General features: G+C 72.2%; 11 protein-coding genes and 2 pseudogenes. 8 read left to right on the top strand and 5 right to left on the bottom strand.

Features of this window, described 5'->3' with window-relative positions; genetic code table 11:
- Positions 1-23 precede the first annotated feature (23 nt).
- Positions 24-536 (bottom strand): universal stress protein, encoded by a 513-nt coding sequence (locus ACIPW5_RS05255; protein ID WP_401241419.1) that lies wholly within the window; start codon positions 534-536, stop codon positions 24-26.
- A 784-nt stretch (positions 537-1,320) separates the two neighbouring features.
- Between ACIPW5_RS05255 and ACIPW5_RS05250 the strand changes: the two genes are divergently transcribed.
- The 5 genes and pseudogenes from ACIPW5_RS05250 to ACIPW5_RS05230 form a co-directional block, all read left to right on the top strand.
- Positions 1,321-2,127, top strand: a complete 807-nt coding sequence (locus ACIPW5_RS05250) for an SDR family NAD(P)-dependent oxidoreductase (protein ID WP_401240591.1) — start codon at positions 1,321-1,323, stop codon at positions 2,125-2,127.
- 76 nt (positions 2,128-2,203) lie between these two features.
- Positions 2,204-2,887 (top strand): alpha/beta fold hydrolase, encoded by a 684-nt coding sequence (locus ACIPW5_RS05245; RefSeq protein ID WP_401240588.1) that lies wholly within the window; start codon positions 2,204-2,206, stop codon positions 2,885-2,887.
- Positions 2,888-3,010: 123 nt separating this feature from the next.
- Positions 3,011-3,571, top strand: coding sequence for a hypothetical protein (locus ACIPW5_RS05240; protein ID WP_401240586.1), 561 nt, complete (start codon positions 3,011-3,013; stop codon positions 3,569-3,571).
- Between the two features lie 197 nt (positions 3,572-3,768).
- Positions 3,769-4,020: pseudogene (locus ACIPW5_RS05235) on the top strand (DUF4158 domain-containing protein); the annotation flags it as partial.
- 97 nt (positions 4,021-4,117) lie between these two features.
- Positions 4,118-4,991, top strand: a pseudogene (locus ACIPW5_RS05230) (Tn3 family transposase); the annotation flags it as partial.
- Positions 4,992-5,122: 131 nt separating this feature from the next.
- On the opposite strand, the gene ACIPW5_RS05225 reads toward ACIPW5_RS05230, so the two are convergent.
- Entirely contained in the window at positions 5,123-5,563 is a 441-nt protein-coding gene (locus ACIPW5_RS05225; RefSeq protein WP_401240585.1) for a universal stress protein, read from the bottom strand.
- Between the two features lie 270 nt (positions 5,564-5,833).
- Here ACIPW5_RS05225 and ACIPW5_RS05220 point away from each other — a divergent pair, with 270 nt between their 5' ends.
- Positions 5,834-7,672: a glycoside hydrolase family 15 protein gene (locus tag ACIPW5_RS05220; protein WP_401240583.1), complete on the top strand. Its 1,839-nt coding sequence runs from the start codon at positions 5,834-5,836 to the stop codon at positions 7,670-7,672.
- An 85-nt stretch (positions 7,673-7,757) separates the two neighbouring features.
- Here ACIPW5_RS05220 and ACIPW5_RS05215 read toward each other — a convergent pair whose 3' ends face one another.
- Positions 7,758-9,173 carry an MFS transporter gene (locus ACIPW5_RS05215; RefSeq protein ID WP_401240580.1) on the bottom strand — a complete coding sequence of 472 codons (1,416 nt, stop codon included), beginning with the start codon at positions 9,171-9,173 and terminating at the stop codon, positions 7,758-7,760.
- A gap of 377 nt (positions 9,174-9,550) precedes the next feature.
- Between ACIPW5_RS05215 and ACIPW5_RS05210 the strand changes: the two genes are divergently transcribed.
- On the top strand, positions 9,551-10,408 hold the full coding sequence (locus ACIPW5_RS05210) for an SPFH domain-containing protein (protein ID WP_401240577.1): 858 nt from the start codon (positions 9,551-9,553) through the stop codon (positions 10,406-10,408).
- A gap of 42 nt (positions 10,409-10,450) precedes the next feature.
- Here the strand turns inward: ACIPW5_RS05210 and kdpB are convergent, their stop codons facing one another.
- Positions 10,451-12,607 carry a potassium-transporting ATPase subunit KdpB gene (kdpB, locus tag ACIPW5_RS05205; RefSeq protein ID WP_401240575.1) on the bottom strand — a complete coding sequence of 719 codons (2,157 nt, stop codon included), beginning with the start codon at positions 12,605-12,607 and terminating at the stop codon, positions 10,451-10,453.
- A 500-nt stretch (positions 12,608-13,107) separates the two neighbouring features.
- Entirely contained in the window at positions 13,108-14,619 is a 1,512-nt protein-coding gene (locus ACIPW5_RS05200) for a phosphatidylinositol-specific phospholipase C domain-containing protein (protein ID WP_401240573.1), read from the bottom strand.
- 225 nt (positions 14,620-14,844) lie between these two features.
- On the opposite strand from ACIPW5_RS05200, the gene ACIPW5_RS05195 reads away from it, so the two are divergent.
- The gene (locus tag ACIPW5_RS05195; protein WP_401240571.1) at positions 14,845-15,981 is read left to right on the top strand and encodes an N-acetylglucosamine kinase; all 1,137 of its coding nucleotides are present in this window, start codon (positions 14,845-14,847) and stop codon (positions 15,979-15,981) included.
- Positions 15,982-15,985 lie beyond the last annotated feature (4 nt).

The raw sequence follows: 15,985 nt of genomic DNA, 5'->3' as shown, positions 1-15,985 counted from the left end.
GCGACGGTGTGAAGGACCGGCCCTCACGGAGCCAGCTCCCGCAGGTCCAGCGGCATCCTCCAGAGGTTGCGGCGGTGGACGGATTCCAGCTCGGCCTGGAGCCGGGACGGCGGCACCACCAGAACGGGGCAGCAGGCGTGCGCCAGGCAGTACCCGGCGACCGAGGGGCGGAGGAACCGGCGCAGGGCGGCACGCGCGCCCGCGCCGACCACGAGAAGGTCCTCCGGGTCGCGGGCGGCCTCCACCAGCGCCGCACCCGCAGTCCCGCACGCCGCCACCCCCGTGAGGGGCACTCCGGGCCCCACACCGCCGAAGGCCGTGTCGAGGACCTCGCGGAGCCGTTCACCCGCCGCTGCGCGGCATTCCGCACGCGCCGCGGGTCCCGGGCCGTTGCGGCTCCCGAGTTCACCACCCGGCGCCTGCCAGGCCAGCACGACCACCAGCTCCGCATCACGCACCCGGGCTTCCGCGGCAGCCCTGTGCAACGCGGTCATGCTCCCCGGGGTACCCGTCCCGCCGACGACGACCCTTCGCACGGTCTCATCTCTCCTCTGCTCGTCGTTCACCGGTCCGCATCCACGCACCGCGCGGCGGAAACCGGGGTGGGGAAGGGGTGGGTAAGGGGCGGGGAACCTGCGGGCGGCCGGTGGGCGACACGGCCGCCCGCAGGGCTCCGGGGCACCGGAGCGCACACGTGAGCCGTCCGGCTCCGGTGCCCCCGCACCGGACGCCGGACGGCCCATGTGCCGTGCGGCGGTTGACCGGCGCGCGGTCGCATCGGGACGGACCCCCCACGGGCCGAACCATGCGCTGTCCCGGCGGAGTTCAGGTCTCCGCCCTCCAGCCGCGCGCCACCGGACCGTCACCCGGCTCCGTCGCGAAGCCAGTCTGTGGCCGGAAGCCGACCCGGCCGACACTCCTTGACGCGTTCCTTCCGCATGACCTCCGATCCTTGACGCGGCCCTGATGGCGTGCACGGACGAAGCGGAGTCGCTTCACCCGTCACCCATCAGAAGAGCGTCAAGGACGCGTTCGCGATCTTGTCCCGTCGTCCCGGATGCGCTGGGATGGGGCCATGAACAGCGGTCCGCGCCACGACGATCGGCCACCGAATACGGTGCAGCCGACGGCGCCCGCCGTCCGCCCGGCCGTCTGACACCGGCCGCGCGTCATCCGCGTACCCGCTGCCGCCCCTCGAAGGGGCCGGCCCGGGCTCCGTACGCGTCCTCACCCTCACCCGCACGAGCCGACCCCCGGCCCGCCCTTCGCGGAGCTCCGGGCCCGTCTGCCGTGCCCGCTTCCAGGATCCAGGAATCCGCCATGCCTTCATCCCTGTCCGGCCGTACCGTCCTCGTCACCGGAGCCACCTCCGGCATCGGCCACGAGACCGCCCGCATCCTCGCCGAACTCGGCGCCACCGTCCTCCTCCACGGCCGCACCCCCGAGGAGGCCCGGGCCGCCACCGACCGGCTGATCGCGACCGCCGGCATCGACACCACCGCCGTGCGCCCGCTCGCCGCCGACTTCACCTGCCTGGAAGAAGTGGAGAACCTGGCCCACGCCGTCGTGCGCGACCACCCGCGCCTGGACGTCCTCGTCAACAACGCGGCCATCGCCGCGCCCGAACGCCACACCCTCACCGCCGACGGCAACGAGATCGCCTTCCAGGTCAACTTCCTGGCCCACTACCTCCTCACCAACCTCCTGGAGCCCGCCCTCACCGCTGACCCCGGCGGGCGCGTCGTCAACGTCTCCTCCGCCCTGCACCGCTCCGGCGCCATCCAGTGGAACGACCCGCAGCGCGTCCGCCGCTACTCCCGACTCGCCGCCTACGCCCAGTCGCAGCTCGCGCTGACCGTCTTCGCCGCCGACCCCCGCGTCACCGCCGTCTCCGTCGACCCCGGCGTCTGCGAGACCGGCCTCCTCCCCCTCTACGGACACGAAGGAGCCCCGGCCGCCGAGGGCGCCCGGCACGTCGTACGCCTCTGCGACCCGGCCACCGGGATCGTCAACGGCGCCTACTACGACCGCTCCGAGCGCGTCGCCCCGGCCCCCGCCGCCACCGGGGAGCGCACCGTCAAGCGCCTCGACAAGCTCGCCGGCCTCCTCGTCGGCCACACCGCCTGACGGGACACACCCGCACGCCCTCGCGCGCTCCGACCAGGGGGAGGAACAGCGGCAGGACGAACGGCGATGCTCACCGATGGTTTCCATCTACCGCAGCACGCTGGGCAAGGGGCACGTCCGCCGCTGGTGCACCGGCCGACTGGACGCGTGGCCGGTACCGCACGAGCGGACGGAATTGACCGCCAACGGCGCCCGGACCCACGTGGTCACCGCCGGATCCGGCCCGGTCACGGTCGTCTTCGCCGCCGGGACGCACTTCAACGCCGCCACGTCGCTGCCCCTGGCCACGGCGCTGATCGAGGCCGGACACCGGGTGGTCCTACCGGACGTCCCCGGCCAGCCGGGTCTCAGTTGCGGGGGACGCGGTCTCTCCGGCGGTCGTCTCTCCTGGTACGGCACATGGCTGGGCGAGGTCCTCGACGGCGTCACGCCGACCGGACCCGCAGTGGTGGTGGGCCACTCGTTCGGCGCCGCCATCGCCCTGTCGAGCCCGTCCCCGCTGATCGACCGGCTCGTGCTCGTGTCCCCCGGAGGTCTCGGCCGGCTGCGACTGACCCCCGGTCTGCTCGCCGCTTCGGCGGCCTGGTTATTGCGGCCGACCCCCGCCCGCAGCACCCGTCTGCTGCGGGCCATGCTCGCGCCGAACTCCCCGCCCGGGTGGCCGCCCTCGTGTAGAAGAGGAACCCCGAGGCGGCGGGACGTCACGGCCTCACCGGACCTCGGCCCGTCAGGAACGCAGGCCGAGGGGACCGAACCTTGACGACGCTCGTACAGGGGCTTCGGGGCGACGAGGGAGCGCGCCCGTCAAAATGCCGTCGGCACGGCGTCAGCAGTGCGTCAGGGGCCTCGGCCGGGGAACCTGCCCGGTCCTACCGTCGGTTGCATGGGACGACCTATCACTCAGCCCTCGACCGGCGGTGGAGCCGGGGACGCGGGGCCCGCCGGAGCGCTCGTACAGGACACGGAGTGGGCCGGGGAGCGGCGGTCGGCGGCCGGCGTGGCCACGCTCCTCGGCACCGCCCTCTTCGGGCTCGACGCCGCCGCCGGCCGCCTCGACATGACCCGCGGCGCCCTGTGGACCGGCCTGGCCGTCCTCGTCTTCGTGATCCTGCTCCCCCTGCGGGTCTCCACCCGGCCCGGTTTGCTGAGCGCACGCGGGCTGTTCACGGAACACACCGTCCGCACCGACTCCCTCGTCTCGGTCCGCTGGTCCGACGGGGTGTCCCAGCGGATGGTCCTCCGGGACGCGGACGGAAGCAGGGTCGAGATCGACCCGAGGATCCTCGTCCGCAACCCCGCCATGTGGCGGCACCTCGACGCCGACGCCCAGACCTCCGTCCAGCGCGGCACCCTCCTGTGCGGGGCGACCGCCATGCGCCAGCTGGCGAAGCGCATCGACGGCGAGACCGCCCGTACGGTCTTCAAGGTCTCCGGGCTGGGCTGACGGGCGGGCGGGCGTGCATGCACGGGTGCAAGTAGTTGCGGTACAGGAAGTGCCGGCGAGATTGATCTTGGTCGGCCAGCACACCTGGCGGGACGCCACCGGGGTTCACGGAAAGATCGTTGGGCGGGTCGCGGTGCTGGCTACGGTCCGCTCGTGCCGGTGGAGTTTCTGACTGATGAGCAGGCCGAGGCGTTGGGATCGCGGACGCATCGTGCGTGAAGCGGTACCCGGAGGGGCGCAGGACTCCGTACGAGCATGCGCAGGAGATCCAGGAGCGGTTCCGCTACCGGGACTTCACCGACCGGCGGTGGGGCCGGGAGTTCCGCGGGTTCCTGTACGGGCGGGCGTGGACGCACGCGGAGGGGCCGGTGGCGCTGTTCAACCACGCGGTGACGTGGCTGCGGAAGAACCGGGTGCTGCTGCCGGGGGTGTCGGTGCTGGCCCGGCAGGCGTCGGAGGCCCGCACGGCGGCCGAACGGCGGCTGTACGAGGCGGTGGCCCGTGCCGCGCACAGGGCTGATCCCGGGCTCGCACCGGCGCTGGCTCAGCTGCAACATCGGCCTGACACCGGTCATCGACCCGAACAACAAGGCGCTGACCCGCTCGCGCCTGTCCCACGTCGACCAGAACTACCTGCGCGCGGACACCATCTCCACGGCGAACGCCGCGCTGATTGCCACCCAGTCCCGCATCGAGCCGGCCCAGATGTGGGGCGGCGGGCTGCTCGCCTCCGTCGATGGCCTGCGCTTCGTCGCGACCGACAACGCCTCGTACTCCGACATGGCCTTCGGCCTGTACAAGATGCTCGGCTCCGCTTCGCCTCGCGCTTCCGCGACCTCGCAAACCAACGGTTCTGGCGGGCCGACCTGCCGGGCGGCGAGACGCCGGCCGCCGGGTACGGGCCGCTCCAGGCCGTGGCTTGCAACAGGGTGAACCTCAAGCGGATCGTGGCGCACTGGCCGGACATGCTCCGGGTGGCCGGGTCGCTCATCACCGACCAGGTCCGCGCCTACGACCTGCTGCGGATGTTCGGCCGCGAGGGCCACCCCACCCCGCTGGGGCCGCGTTCGCCGAGTACGGCCGCATCGACAAGACCATGCACCTGCTCGCCCTGGTCGACCGGGTCGACCCGGTCGACGACACCTACCGCCGCCTGATGAACCGGCAGCTCACCGTGCAGGAGTCCCGCCACCGCCTGGCCCGCGCGATCTGCCACGGCGGCCGGGGCCGGATCCGCCAGGCATACCGCGAGGGCCACGACATCAAGGACGAAGACGTCGCCCGCCTCTCCCCGCTCAAGGACCGGCACATCAACTTCCTGGGCCGCTACCTGTTCAACATCCACGACAACGGCCCCGAGCGCGGTCTTCGCCCGCTGCGTGACCCCGTGGCCCCCGAGGAATCCGACGATGAGGAGTAGGTCAGCGGCCGCGGGGCGCGTACATGATCGCGGCCATCCCGGCAAGTCCCGACCCGCTCCTCGACGCCGCGTCCGCGGACGGTCACCTTCGGAGTTCCCGTCATGCTCGGCCGGGCTGTTCGGGGCGGGACTCAGGTTTCGTCGTCTCTCATCACCAGTACGGGGCAGGTCGCGTGTTCGACGCAGTACCGGCTTACGGAGCCCAGCAGGGTGCCGGTGAGGCTGCCCAGGCCGCGGCTGCCGACGACCAGCAGGTCCGCGCCGTTCGCGGTGTCGACGAGGATCTGCGCGGGGTGTCCGTGCACGATGTGGGTGTCGAGAGGTACCTCTGGGGCGGTGTGTCTTTCCTGGTCCACGACGTGGGCCAGAGCCTGCCGGGCGGCTGCTTCGAAGTCCGATGCAGGTACGGGTACAAAGCTGCTGGTGGCAGGGATGGTCCACCCGGTGACGGCTTCGACGGCCGCGTTCTGCCTTCGTGCCTGGGCCAGTGCCCACCGCAGAGCCTTGCGCGAGGGTTCGGAGCCGTCGACGCCCACCACGATCCTCGCGGTCGGCCCATTCTCGTCGGCCATGGTCCGCCTCCTGGACGCCGTGCTCACCCGGCGCTCGGCTTGTGGTGTCTGCTGGTGATTCTCGGCTCCTCACGGTGGCCCCGCCAGCCGACGGCGCGATCAGCAGCAGGCGCTGCGGTCCGGAGTGGCTGGGGGCGCCCGAGGCCGCGATGATGGGCAGAACGGCCGACGCTGGGTCGCCGCGGCAACGCCTGGCGTTCCGCGACTGCCGGTGGGACCGCGCTGGTGCGGGACTGTGTGCGTCCCTCGCCGCGCAGGCGAGGAGGCGCTGTGAAGGACTATCCCCCGATCGCGGACCACGGCATCGTCGGCGACCTGCAGACGGCGGCGCTGATCGCCGCTGACGGCACCGTGGACTGGTGGTGCACGCCGCGGTTCGATGCCCCCAGCGTGTTCGCCTCGCTGCTCGACAGCGACCGCGGAGGCTATTGCCGTCTCGCGGCCGATGTCGGTGACGAGGGGACCGTCCGTCAGCTCTACCTTCCCGACACCGCGATCCTCATCACCCGCTTCATGACACCGAGCGGTGTCGGCGAGGTCGTCGACTTCATGCCTCCCGATGCGTCCACGACGCCGTCGTCGACGCATCGGCTGATCAGGGCCGTGCGGGTGGTACGGGGCAGCATGCCCTTCGAGCTCGTGTGCCGGCCCCGCTTCGACTACGGCCGCGCACCCCACGACCTGACGCCCCTGGACGACGGATCGGTACTGTTCCGCGGGCCCGGCACCGACCTGCACCTGCAGGTCACAGCGCCGATCGCCCTGCATCCGGACGGCACCGACGTCTCCGCCCGGTTCACCCTGCAGGCCGGAGAACGGGCCACGGTCATCCTCACCAGCGAAACCGGCACCCTCAGCGGCCGTCCCGGCGGCGCCACACCCTCCGCCGAAGCGGTCCTGGCCGACTTCGAGGCATGCAGTACGTTCTGGCTGGACTGGCTGCGGGCCTCCCGCTACCGCGGCCGCTGGCACGAGATGGTCACCCGCTCCGCCATCACGCTCAAGCTCCTCACCTACGCCCCCACCGGCGCCCCGATCGCCGCCGCCACCATGGGCCTGCCCGAACAGATCGGCGGGGAACGCAACTGGGACTACCGCTACACCTGGGTCCGCGACGCCTCCCTGTCCGTACGGTCCCTGGTCGACCTCGGCTTCAGCGCGGAGGCGAACGCCTTCCGCCGGTGGCTGCGCGACCGCCTGGACGCGGGCGGAACCGCGTCGGGAGAGCCACTGCAGATCATGTACCGGGTCGACGGCGAGCCGCATCTGACCGAGGAGGTGCTGGAGCACTTCGAGGGCTACCGGCGCTCCGCCCCAGTACGGGCCGGCAACGCCGCCGCCGACCAGATCCAGCTCGACATCTACGGCGAGGCCGCCTACGCCCTCGCACAAGCCGAGGACATCGGCAGCGTGCGCGGCTGGCACGCCTTCGCCCGCGTCATCGACTGGCTGGTCGAGAACTGGGACCGGCCCGACGAGGGCATCTGGGAGACCCGCGGAGGCCGCCAGAACTTCACCTACAGCCGGCTGATGACCTGGGTCGCCTTCGACCGCGCCGTCAAACTCGCCACCACCCACTCCCGCCCTGGCGACCTCACCCGCTGGCAAGGTGCGCGCGACGCCGTCCTGCGGCAGATCACCGACCGCGGCTGGAGCGCCGAGCGCCGTGCCTTCGTCCAGCACTACGACACCGACGTGCTGGACGCCTCCCTGCTGCTGATGCCGAAAGTCGGCTTCCTCAGCCCCTCCGATCCCGACTGGCTGACCACCCTCGACGCCATGGACGACGAACTCGTCAGCGACAGCCTCGTCTACCGCTACGACCCCGCCGCCTCCCCCGACGGCCTGCGCGGCTCCGAGGGCACCTTCAACCTGTGCAGCTTCCTGTACGTGGAGGCACTGGCCCGGGCCGGACGCCTCACCCAGGCCCGCTACGCCTTCTCCAAGATGCTCACCTACGCCAACCACGTCGGCCTGTTCGCCGAAGAGATCGGCCCCTCCGGCGAGCAGCTCGGCAACTTCCCGCAGGCCTTCACCCACCTGGCCCTCATCGACGCCGCCCTCGCCCTGGACGAAGAGCTCGACCGCGCCGAAGGCCGGACCGGCTGACGGCTGACGGCTGACGGCTGACGGCTGACGGCTGACGGCTGACGCGAACCGCCCGTGGCCAGCCGCCGTCCGCGCCCTGTCGGCGTCACGGCCGCGGCGCCCCCGGCGGTGTCGCAGTCCCGGTGCCACCGGCGGAAGGCCGCCCGACGCGCGGCAACAGCGCCGCAGCAGTCAGCCCGCCCAGACCGATGACCGCGAGCGCCGCCATCGCCGCCGCGTACGCGCCGCTGCTGAGCCCCGCCACCAGGATCGTTCCCGCAACCGCGGTGCCGAGCGAGGACCCGAGGTTGGAGACACTGCGCGAGAGCCCGGAGATCTCGCCCTGCTGGGCCTCGGCGAAGCACGACTGGACCACGTTCACCGACGGGGTGAGCATCACCCCCAGGCCCAGACCGATCAGCAGCAGCCCCGGCGCGAACGCCCACGGACTCGGTGACCCGGCAACCAGAGCGAGAAGTACGGCGATGCCGGCGATCGTCACGATGAAGCCGGTCATGATCAGGGTGCGCTGGGCGTAGCGGCGGGCGAGCTTCTCGGCGGCGAGGGAGGAGGCGAGGATGCCGAGCGTCGCGGCGGTGAAGATGATGCCGGTCTGGATCGCGTCGTAGCCGCGGACGACCTGGAGGTAGGCGGCGACGGTGAAGGAGACGCCCATCAGCATCAACCACTGGGTGTTCTGGGTGATCAGGCCCAGGTTGGAAGTGCGGTTGCGGAACAGGCTCGTCGACAGGAGCGCCTCCTGGCCCTTGCGTTCCCGACCCCGCACCCAGGTGAAGAACCCGGCCAGCACGAGCGCGCCGGCCACCAGCAGACCGAGCGCCAGCCAGCCGTTGTTGTCGACGGCCAGGATGCCGGTGACCAGCAGCACCAGACCCGCCGCCGACAGGACCGCTCCGACGGTGTCGAAGGGCCGGGCGGGATCGGGCGGCAGCGGATCGTCGATCTTACGGCTGAGCACCACGATCACCACGATCACCAGCGCCTGAAACACGAACGCCGCACGCCAGCTGATCGCACTCGTGATCAGCCCGCCGATCAGCGGGCCCGCGGCCGCGCCGATCCCACCCATCGCCATGATCGCGCCGAACGCCCTCGCCCTCGACGCCGTGTCCGTGAACAACAGCGTCGTCAGGATGTAGACCGGCGGAATCAGCAGCGCCGTGCCCACACCCTCCAGGATCGAATTCCCGAGGATCAACACCCCCAGCCCCGGCGCGGCGGCGCTGAGCAGCGCCCCCACCCCGTAGACCATGAGCCCCGCCAGCAGGCAGCGCTTGCGTCCCCACTTGTCGGTCAGCTTCCCGCCCGGGATCATCAGCGCAGCCATCACCAGCAGGAAGATCGTGATCGCCACCTGCACACCCTGCACCGTGGTGTCCAGGTCCTCACTGATGTCATTGATCATCACGTTCATGTTGGAGCCGGCGAAGCTGCAGATGAACTGCGCCAACGCCAACGGAGCAAGCACCCGCCGGGCCCCTACCGCTGCCGCCTCTGCCATGCCGCCACCTGCCCATCCACCGCATCCGGTGTACCAAGATGTTGCTGTCCGCAGCCGCACGAGGCTGAAGAAGCACAGCCGCCGCTACGACCGTCGCACGGCCGACCTTCGCAGGGCTGAAGGCGCGCAGCAGTAGCCGTCTTCCTCGCGAAGTAGCCCAGCGCCAGCAAGATCAATCTCAGCGGCACTTCCTGTACCGCAACTGCTCACGCCCGATGCGTGCGTGCGTGCGATCGGGAGCCCAGGGGGTGTCCGGCTGATCACGGCCGGACACCCTCGGAACTTTTGACGTTCTCCTTACGCCGCCGCCGCATCCGGGGCGCGCGCACCGCTGTCCTCATCTCTGTCACGTCCGCCTCACACGGAGGTCAGCCGCCATGGACGGTGCCGTCGTCACGAGCCTGCTCGTCGTAGCCCTCGCCCTCGTCGTACTGCGCAGCGGAATGCGCGTGGTCAATCAGGTCGACCGCGGGGTGGTGTTCCGCCTCGGGAAGGCCCTGCCGGAGTACCGCAAGCCCGGCGTCACCTTCCTCATCCCCTTCGTCGACCGCATGCGCAAGGTCAACGTCCAGGTGGTCGTGCTGCCGGTACCGACGCAGGAGGGCATCACCCGCGACAACGTGTCGGTGAAGGTCGACGCCGTCGTGTACTTCCGGGTCACCGACCCGCTGCGGGCCGCCATCGAGGTCCAGGACTACGTCTTCGCCGTGGGCCAGGTCGCCCAGTCCTCACTGCGTTCCATCATCGGCAAGAGCGAGCTCGACGACCTGCTCTCCGACCGTGAACGGCTGCACGAGGGCCTGGCGTTGATGATCGACAGTCCGGCCGCCGGCTGGGGCGTGCACATCGACCGGGTCGAGATCAAGGACGTGCAGCTGCCGGAGTCGCTGAAGCGGTCGATGTCCCGGCAGGCGGAGGCCGAACGCGAACGGCGGGCACGGGTCATCACCGCGGACGGCGAGTTCCAGGCCGCACAGCAGCTGGCCAACGCCTCGCGGATCATGTCCGACACGCCCGAGGCGATGCAGCTGCGGCTGCTCCAGACGGTGGTCGAGGTCGCGGCGGAGAAGAACTCCACCCTCGTGATGCCGTTCCCCGTCGAGCTCCTGCGCTACTTCGACAGGGCGGCACACCGGCTCCAGCGCGAGGAGCCGCGATCCGACGGGGACGCGGGCGGCACGGCCTCCGCGGTTCCGCAGCCGCGTCCCGCGGAGGCGCCGGATCCGCGGGTGTGACCTCGGGCCGGGGCGGCCCGGACGGGGCCGCCCCGGCGGAGTTCATCCGATGCCGGGGATCAGGGAGACCAGGAGGTCGATGAGTTTGATGCCGGCGAAGGGGGCGACCAGCCCGCCGAGGCCGTAGACGGCCAGGTTGCGGCGGAGCAGGTCGTGCGCCGAGGCGGGGCGGTAGCGGACGCCGCGCAGGGCGAGCGGGATGAGGGCGATGATGATCAGCGCGTTGAAGATGATCGCCGAGGTGATGGCGGACTGCGGACTGTGCAGGCCCATGACGTTGAGGGCGCCGAGGCCGGGATAGGCGGAGGCGAACATCGCGGGGATGATCGCGAAGTACTTGGCGACGTCGTTCGTGATCGAGAAGGTGGTCAGGGCGCCGCGGGTGATCAGAAGCTGTTTGCCGATCTCCACGATCTCGATGAGCTTGGTGGGGTTGGAGTCCAGGTCCACCATGTTCCCGGCCTCCTTGGCGGCCGAGGTGCCCGAGTTCATCGCCACGCCGACATCGGCCTGCGCGAGGGCCGGTGCGTCGTTGGTGCCGTCGCCCGTCATCGCGACCAGCTTCCCGCCCTCCTGCTCCCGCTTGATCAGCGCGAGTTTGTCCTCGGGGGTGGCCCGGGCGAGGTACTCGTCGACGCCCGCCTCCGCCGCGATCGCCCTGGCGGTCAGCGGGTTGTCCCCGGTCACCATGACGGTGCGGATGCCCATGCGGCGGAGTTCGGCGAAGCGTTCGCGGATGCCGTCCTTCACCACGTCCTTGAGGTGGATGATGCCGAGAACCCGGGGACCGTCCCCGTCGTGGACGGCCACCAGCAGCGGGGTGCCGCCGGACGCGGACACCGAGTCCGCCCAGGCGATGGCCTCGGCCTGTACGGTGCCGCCGCGCAGCGCCACCCACTCGGCGACCTCGGCGGCGGCCCCCTTGCGGATGGCGAGGCCGGCACCGTTCGACCAGCTCAGGTTGAGGCCGCTCATCCGGGTCCTGGCGCTGAACTCCATGAAGCGCGGGTTGCTCAGCTCCCCCTCCGCCGGCGGCCGGATGCCGTACTGCCGGGCCAGGGCGACGACGGAACGGCCCTCGGGCGTCTCGTCGGCGAGCGAGGACAGCTGGGCGGCCTGCGCGAGGCCGCCCAGCTCCTGGCCGGGCATCGGGACGAACGCGGCGGCCTCCCGGTTCCCGAGGGTGATGGTGCCGGTCTTGTCCAGCAGCAGGGTGCCCACGTCACCGGCCGCCTCGACGGCCCGGCCGGACATGGCGAGGACGTTGCGCTGGACGAGGCGGTCCATGCCGGCGATGCCGATGGCGGAGAGCAGCGCGCCGATGGTGGTGGGGATGAGGGTGACGAGCAGGGCGACGAGGACGGCGGTGGTCTGGGCGGCCTTCGCGTACTGGGCCATCGGCTGGAGGGTGATCACCACCAGGACGAAGACGATGGTGAGGGCGGCGAGCAGGATGTTGAGGGCGATCTCGTTCGGGGTCCGCTGCCGGGCGGCTCCCTCGACCAGGGCGATCATCCGGTCCAGGAAGCTGTTGCCCGGGCGGGAGGTGACGCGGACGACGATCGAGTCCGACAGGACGGTCGTGCCCCCGGTGACACCGGACTTGTCGCCGCCCGACTCGCGCAGCACGGGGGCGGATTCGCCGGTGACGGCGGACTCGTCCACCATCGCGGCTCCGTCGACGACGTCCCCGTCGGCCGGTATCGACTCACCCGCCTCGACCAGGACGAAGTCCATGGGCTGGAGTTCGGCCGGGGTGACGGCCTCGGTCTCGGCCGTGCGCAGGTTCGTCCCGTAGGACCAGTGCTTGATCCGCAGGGCGACGGTGTCGGTGCGGGCCTTGCGCAGGGACGCCGCCTGCGCACGGCCCCGGCCTTCGGCGACGGCCTCCGCGAGGTTGGCGAACAGCACCGTCAGCCACAGCCAGCCGCTGATCACCCAGGTGAACACCGAGGGGTGGATCACGGCCGACAGTGTGGTCAGGACCGAGCCGACCGCGACCACCAGCAGTACGGGCTTCCGCGCCAGGGCGCGGGGGTGCAGCTTGCGCACCGCCTCGTGGGCGGCCTCCGCCAGTTGCCCCGGCTCCAGCAGCCGGGCCCGTCGGCCGGGCCGCCGGTGCGGCGGCCTGCCGCCGGGTGACGAGGGCGGGCTCCCCGGGCCCGGAGGGGTGTGCTGCGCGGTGGCGGCGGAAGACATGTGGAGTGAACCTTCTGACGGGAGGCAGGAGCGGCCGGCTGGTCGGGCCGGCCTGCGGGAGGATCCTCTGCCGGGGGCCGGATGGCATGGGCCCCTCAGCCGTCGTCATGCTGTGATCAGGGCCCCCGGCAGCGGGAACGGGCAGGAAGCTACCGGACCGTGACCCCGCCGGTACGGTCCGGGAAGAGGAATTGCCGCCACCTTGACGCCGGTGCGGGGTAGCGCGTCAACGGGGCGTCAGAATCCCGTGAAGACACCGCGCGGCCACCGCGAGCCCCGTCGGAGCCCCGCGCAGCAGGACGGCGGCGGAGAGCAGGAGCACGTTCCAGCCCATCAGCCCGTACAGGCACCTTGACGATGACCTCGGTGCCGTCGTGCAGGACGGCCGTGTGCACCTGCACCTGGGCGTGCGATCGGCCGGGTGTCCGGCGGACGCGCGGAACGCGTACGGGGCCCGGCGGACGGATCCGCCGAGCCCCTCGGGCCGCGGCCCGGTGCTGCTACTTCGGGCAGGCGTCCTGGGTCACCTTGCCGCCCGCGGTGGACGCGGTGGCCGGGTCCATGGACAGGCACAGGCCGGTCCAGTTGTTGACGAAGTAGTAGGCCGCCCGGGAGCCCGTCGAGGTGGCGAGCTTGGTCGGCATCACGTTCCACATCTGGCTGCCGGAGAACCAGCGGGTCTCACAGGGCCACCAGAACAGCTGGGTGCCGGCGGCCGGCGCGGTCCCGTTGTTGTAGGGCATCGTCAGGCACTTGCCGTTGGCGGCCTTGATCCAGAAGTAGCCCTTGCCGTCGAAGGTGTCCGGCTTGGTGGCCGTCCACTGGTGGCTGCTGGGCGCGCTCGACTGGCACGGGCGCTGGGTGACCAGGCCGCCGTCACCGGTGTCGAACTCCGGTCCGCGCACCATGCAGCGGCCCTGGTACTGGCTGTTGGAGTACGTCTTGTCGGAGTTGACCAGCCAGATCGACCGCTGGCCGCCCTTGACCATGTTGTCGTCGTTGTGGTCGATGATCGCGTTCACCAGGCCCCAGCCCGGGAAGTCCGTCATGACGATGCCGACGCGGCCCGCGCTGCTGTTGAGGTGCTTCATCAGCTGGTAGTTGACGCTCTGGGCGAAGGTGGAAGGCAGCGGGCCGAAGGGGGCCTTGGACGCCGAGGAGTACGTCACGTACATGTCATTGGCGGAGCCGGTGATCGCCTTGTTGACGTTGGCCCTGACGTAGTCCCACTTCCCCTCGACCGAGTCCGGCGCCCAGTGGTCCTCCTTGCGGTCGTTGAAGCCCTTGATCCCGTAGCCGTCGCTGTCGACGCTGTCGAAGCTGCCGAGGACCAGCTTGCCGCGGACCTGTCCGAGCGTGGGCACGTTCGCCCGGCCCTTGCCCGTCACCGAGGGGGCGTAGAAGAGGCCGGGGTACTTGGCCACGTACTCGGCGAACATCGAGCGCATCTGCTCCGGGGTCACCGACTTCGGCTCGTTCGCGCAGTCGAAGACGCCGACGTCCGAGTACGGGCACTCGGCCTTCAGCCGCATCACGATCGACTCGGTCGGGTGCGCGCGGAGGAAGGCCTGCGCCTTCGTCAGGACGTCGTCGAAGTTGGCCTTCTGGTAGTACACGGCGTGGTGGATCGTGAAGCTGCCGCCGATGGCCCGGGCCCGGATGTCGATGGCCCGGATGCCGCGCTCCAGCTGCGCCGTCAGCGTGGCCGCGCTGTCGCCCCAGTCCTCCTGGGTCTCCACGTTGGGCCCGTCGTGGATGGCGAGCGTGTCGTGGGTACCGGGGATCGACATCGCCGACAGCGGGGTGTCGCTCGCGATGCCCCACATCCACTCGGCCCGGTCCGCCTGCCCGATGTTGCGGTAGGCGTGGTCGGGGGTCGAGCCGGCCGCCTCGGCGGTCCCGGGCGCGAGCAGCGCCGCGCCGACGGCCACGCAGGCCGTCATCAGGGCCGCCAGTCGGCGGGGCCGCCGGCGCGGGGGAACGCCGGCGGCGTGGGGGGTGGTCCGGGACATGTCACTCCTGTGCGGGTACGGGTGGCGGTGCGGAGCCCAGCCTGACCGCGGCCGCTACCGATCCGCTTACGTTCCGCTTACGTCCGCGGCCCGCGGGGGACCGGCGGGGACCGGCCGGCCGCGCCTCCACGGGGCGCGGCGCACGTACGCTCGTACCACCGGGGCGGTGGCTGCCGCCCGGAAAGCCGGCCGGGCCCCGGAACGGGCCGTGGAGGTGACCGTCGGGTGACGCGGACGACGCTGGTGCTGGGCATCGACGCGGGCGGCAGCGCCCTGAGGGTGGCCGTCGCGGAAGCGGACGGCGGGCCGCCGCTGGCCACGGCGTCGGCCGGTGCGGGCAACGCCCGTTCGGTCCCGGAGCCGGTGCTGGAGGAGCGGCTGGCGCACGCCGTCGGGGAGGTCCTGACGGCGGGCCGGGCGGCGCGGGTGCGGTGCGTCGTCGCGGGGTTCGCCGGAGCCGGCATCACGGGCGGGGCCGCCGGGGCGGACGACGCCGGCCGCGGCCGGGCGCAGCGGGCCCTGCACGCCGCACTCGCACGGCACGGCGTACGCGGCGCCCGCGTGCACGTCCTGGCCGACTCCGAGGTGGCCTTCGCCGCGGCCCCCGGGACGCCGCCGGACGGCCTCGTGCTGGTCGCCGGAACGGGCGCGGCCGCGGTCCGGATCCGCGGCCACCGGCTGGCCGCCGCCGCGGACGGCTGCGGGTGGCTCACCGGCGACGACGGCAGCGGCTTCTGGATCGCCCGGGAAGCCGTCCGCCGCGCCCTGCGAGCCCTCGACGGCCGGGGCCCCGACACCGTACTCCTCCCCCGCCTGGCGGCCGCGTTCACCACCGGACCCACGGCCGAACCCACCCCAGGGCCCACCGGCCCACCCGACGCCACGCCCTCCGGCCCGCACCCCGGCCCGCACTCCGCCTCGCCCTCCGGCCCACCCGGGGCCGCTCCCACCGCCTCGCCCTCCAGCCCGCACCCCGGCCCGCCCTCCGGCCCGCCCACCGGCCCGGACCCGGCCGCCCTGCGCCAGGTGCTGATCGACGGCGCGCGTGCCGCGGCCGAGCCCGCCCGGCTGGCCCGGCTCTGCCCCGTCGTGTTCGGCGCGGCCGCGGACGGCGATGCCGTCGCGGGGCGGATCCTCGACGAAGCCGCCGACCTGCTGATCGAGAGCGCGGCGGCACTCGGCCCCCGGCGGGGCGAACCCCTGGTGACGGTGGGCGGCCTCATCGGCCCCCGGGGCCCGCTCCTGGACCGCCTCGCCGTACGCCTCTCCGGCTGGGACCTGACGCCCCACCCGGTCCCCGACGGCCTGCCAGGCGCCCTCGCCCTCGCCCGCTCGGGCGCCCTCACCCAGGCCGTTTCTTAGCGAT

This window comes from Streptomyces sp. NPDC090077 (assembly GCF_044747545.1).
Taxonomy (GTDB): Bacteria; Actinomycetota; Actinomycetes; order Streptomycetales; family Streptomycetaceae; genus Streptomyces.
The sequence above is the reverse complement of the archived record's forward strand: the minus strand, read 5'-3'. Positions and strand labels throughout refer to the sequence as shown.

Excerpts from the sequence above, each read along its gene's own strand:
- ACIPW5_RS05240 (WP_401240586.1), top strand. The coding sequence starts at position 3,011 with ATGGGACGACCTATCACTCAGCCCTCGACCGGCGGTGGAGCCGGGGAC.
- ACIPW5_RS05215 (WP_401240580.1), bottom strand. The coding sequence starts at position 9,173 with ATGGCAGAGGCGGCAGCGGTAGGGGCCCGGCGGGTGCTTGCTCCGTTG.
- ACIPW5_RS05200 (WP_401240573.1), bottom strand. The coding sequence starts at position 14,619 with ATGTCCCGGACCACCCCCCACGCCGCCGGCGTTCCCCCGCGCCGGCGG.
- kdpB (WP_401240575.1), bottom strand. The coding sequence starts at position 12,607 with ATGTCTTCCGCCGCCACCGCGCAGCACACCCCTCCGGGCCCGGGGAGC.
- ACIPW5_RS05225 (WP_401240585.1), bottom strand. The coding sequence starts at position 5,563 with ATGGCCGACGAGAATGGGCCGACCGCGAGGATCGTGGTGGGCGTCGAC.
- ACIPW5_RS05210 (WP_401240577.1), top strand. The coding sequence starts at position 9,551 with ATGGACGGTGCCGTCGTCACGAGCCTGCTCGTCGTAGCCCTCGCCCTC.
- ACIPW5_RS05245 (WP_401240588.1), top strand. The coding sequence starts at position 2,204 with ATGGTTTCCATCTACCGCAGCACGCTGGGCAAGGGGCACGTCCGCCGC.
- ACIPW5_RS05250 (WP_401240591.1), top strand. The coding sequence starts at position 1,321 with ATGCCTTCATCCCTGTCCGGCCGTACCGTCCTCGTCACCGGAGCCACC.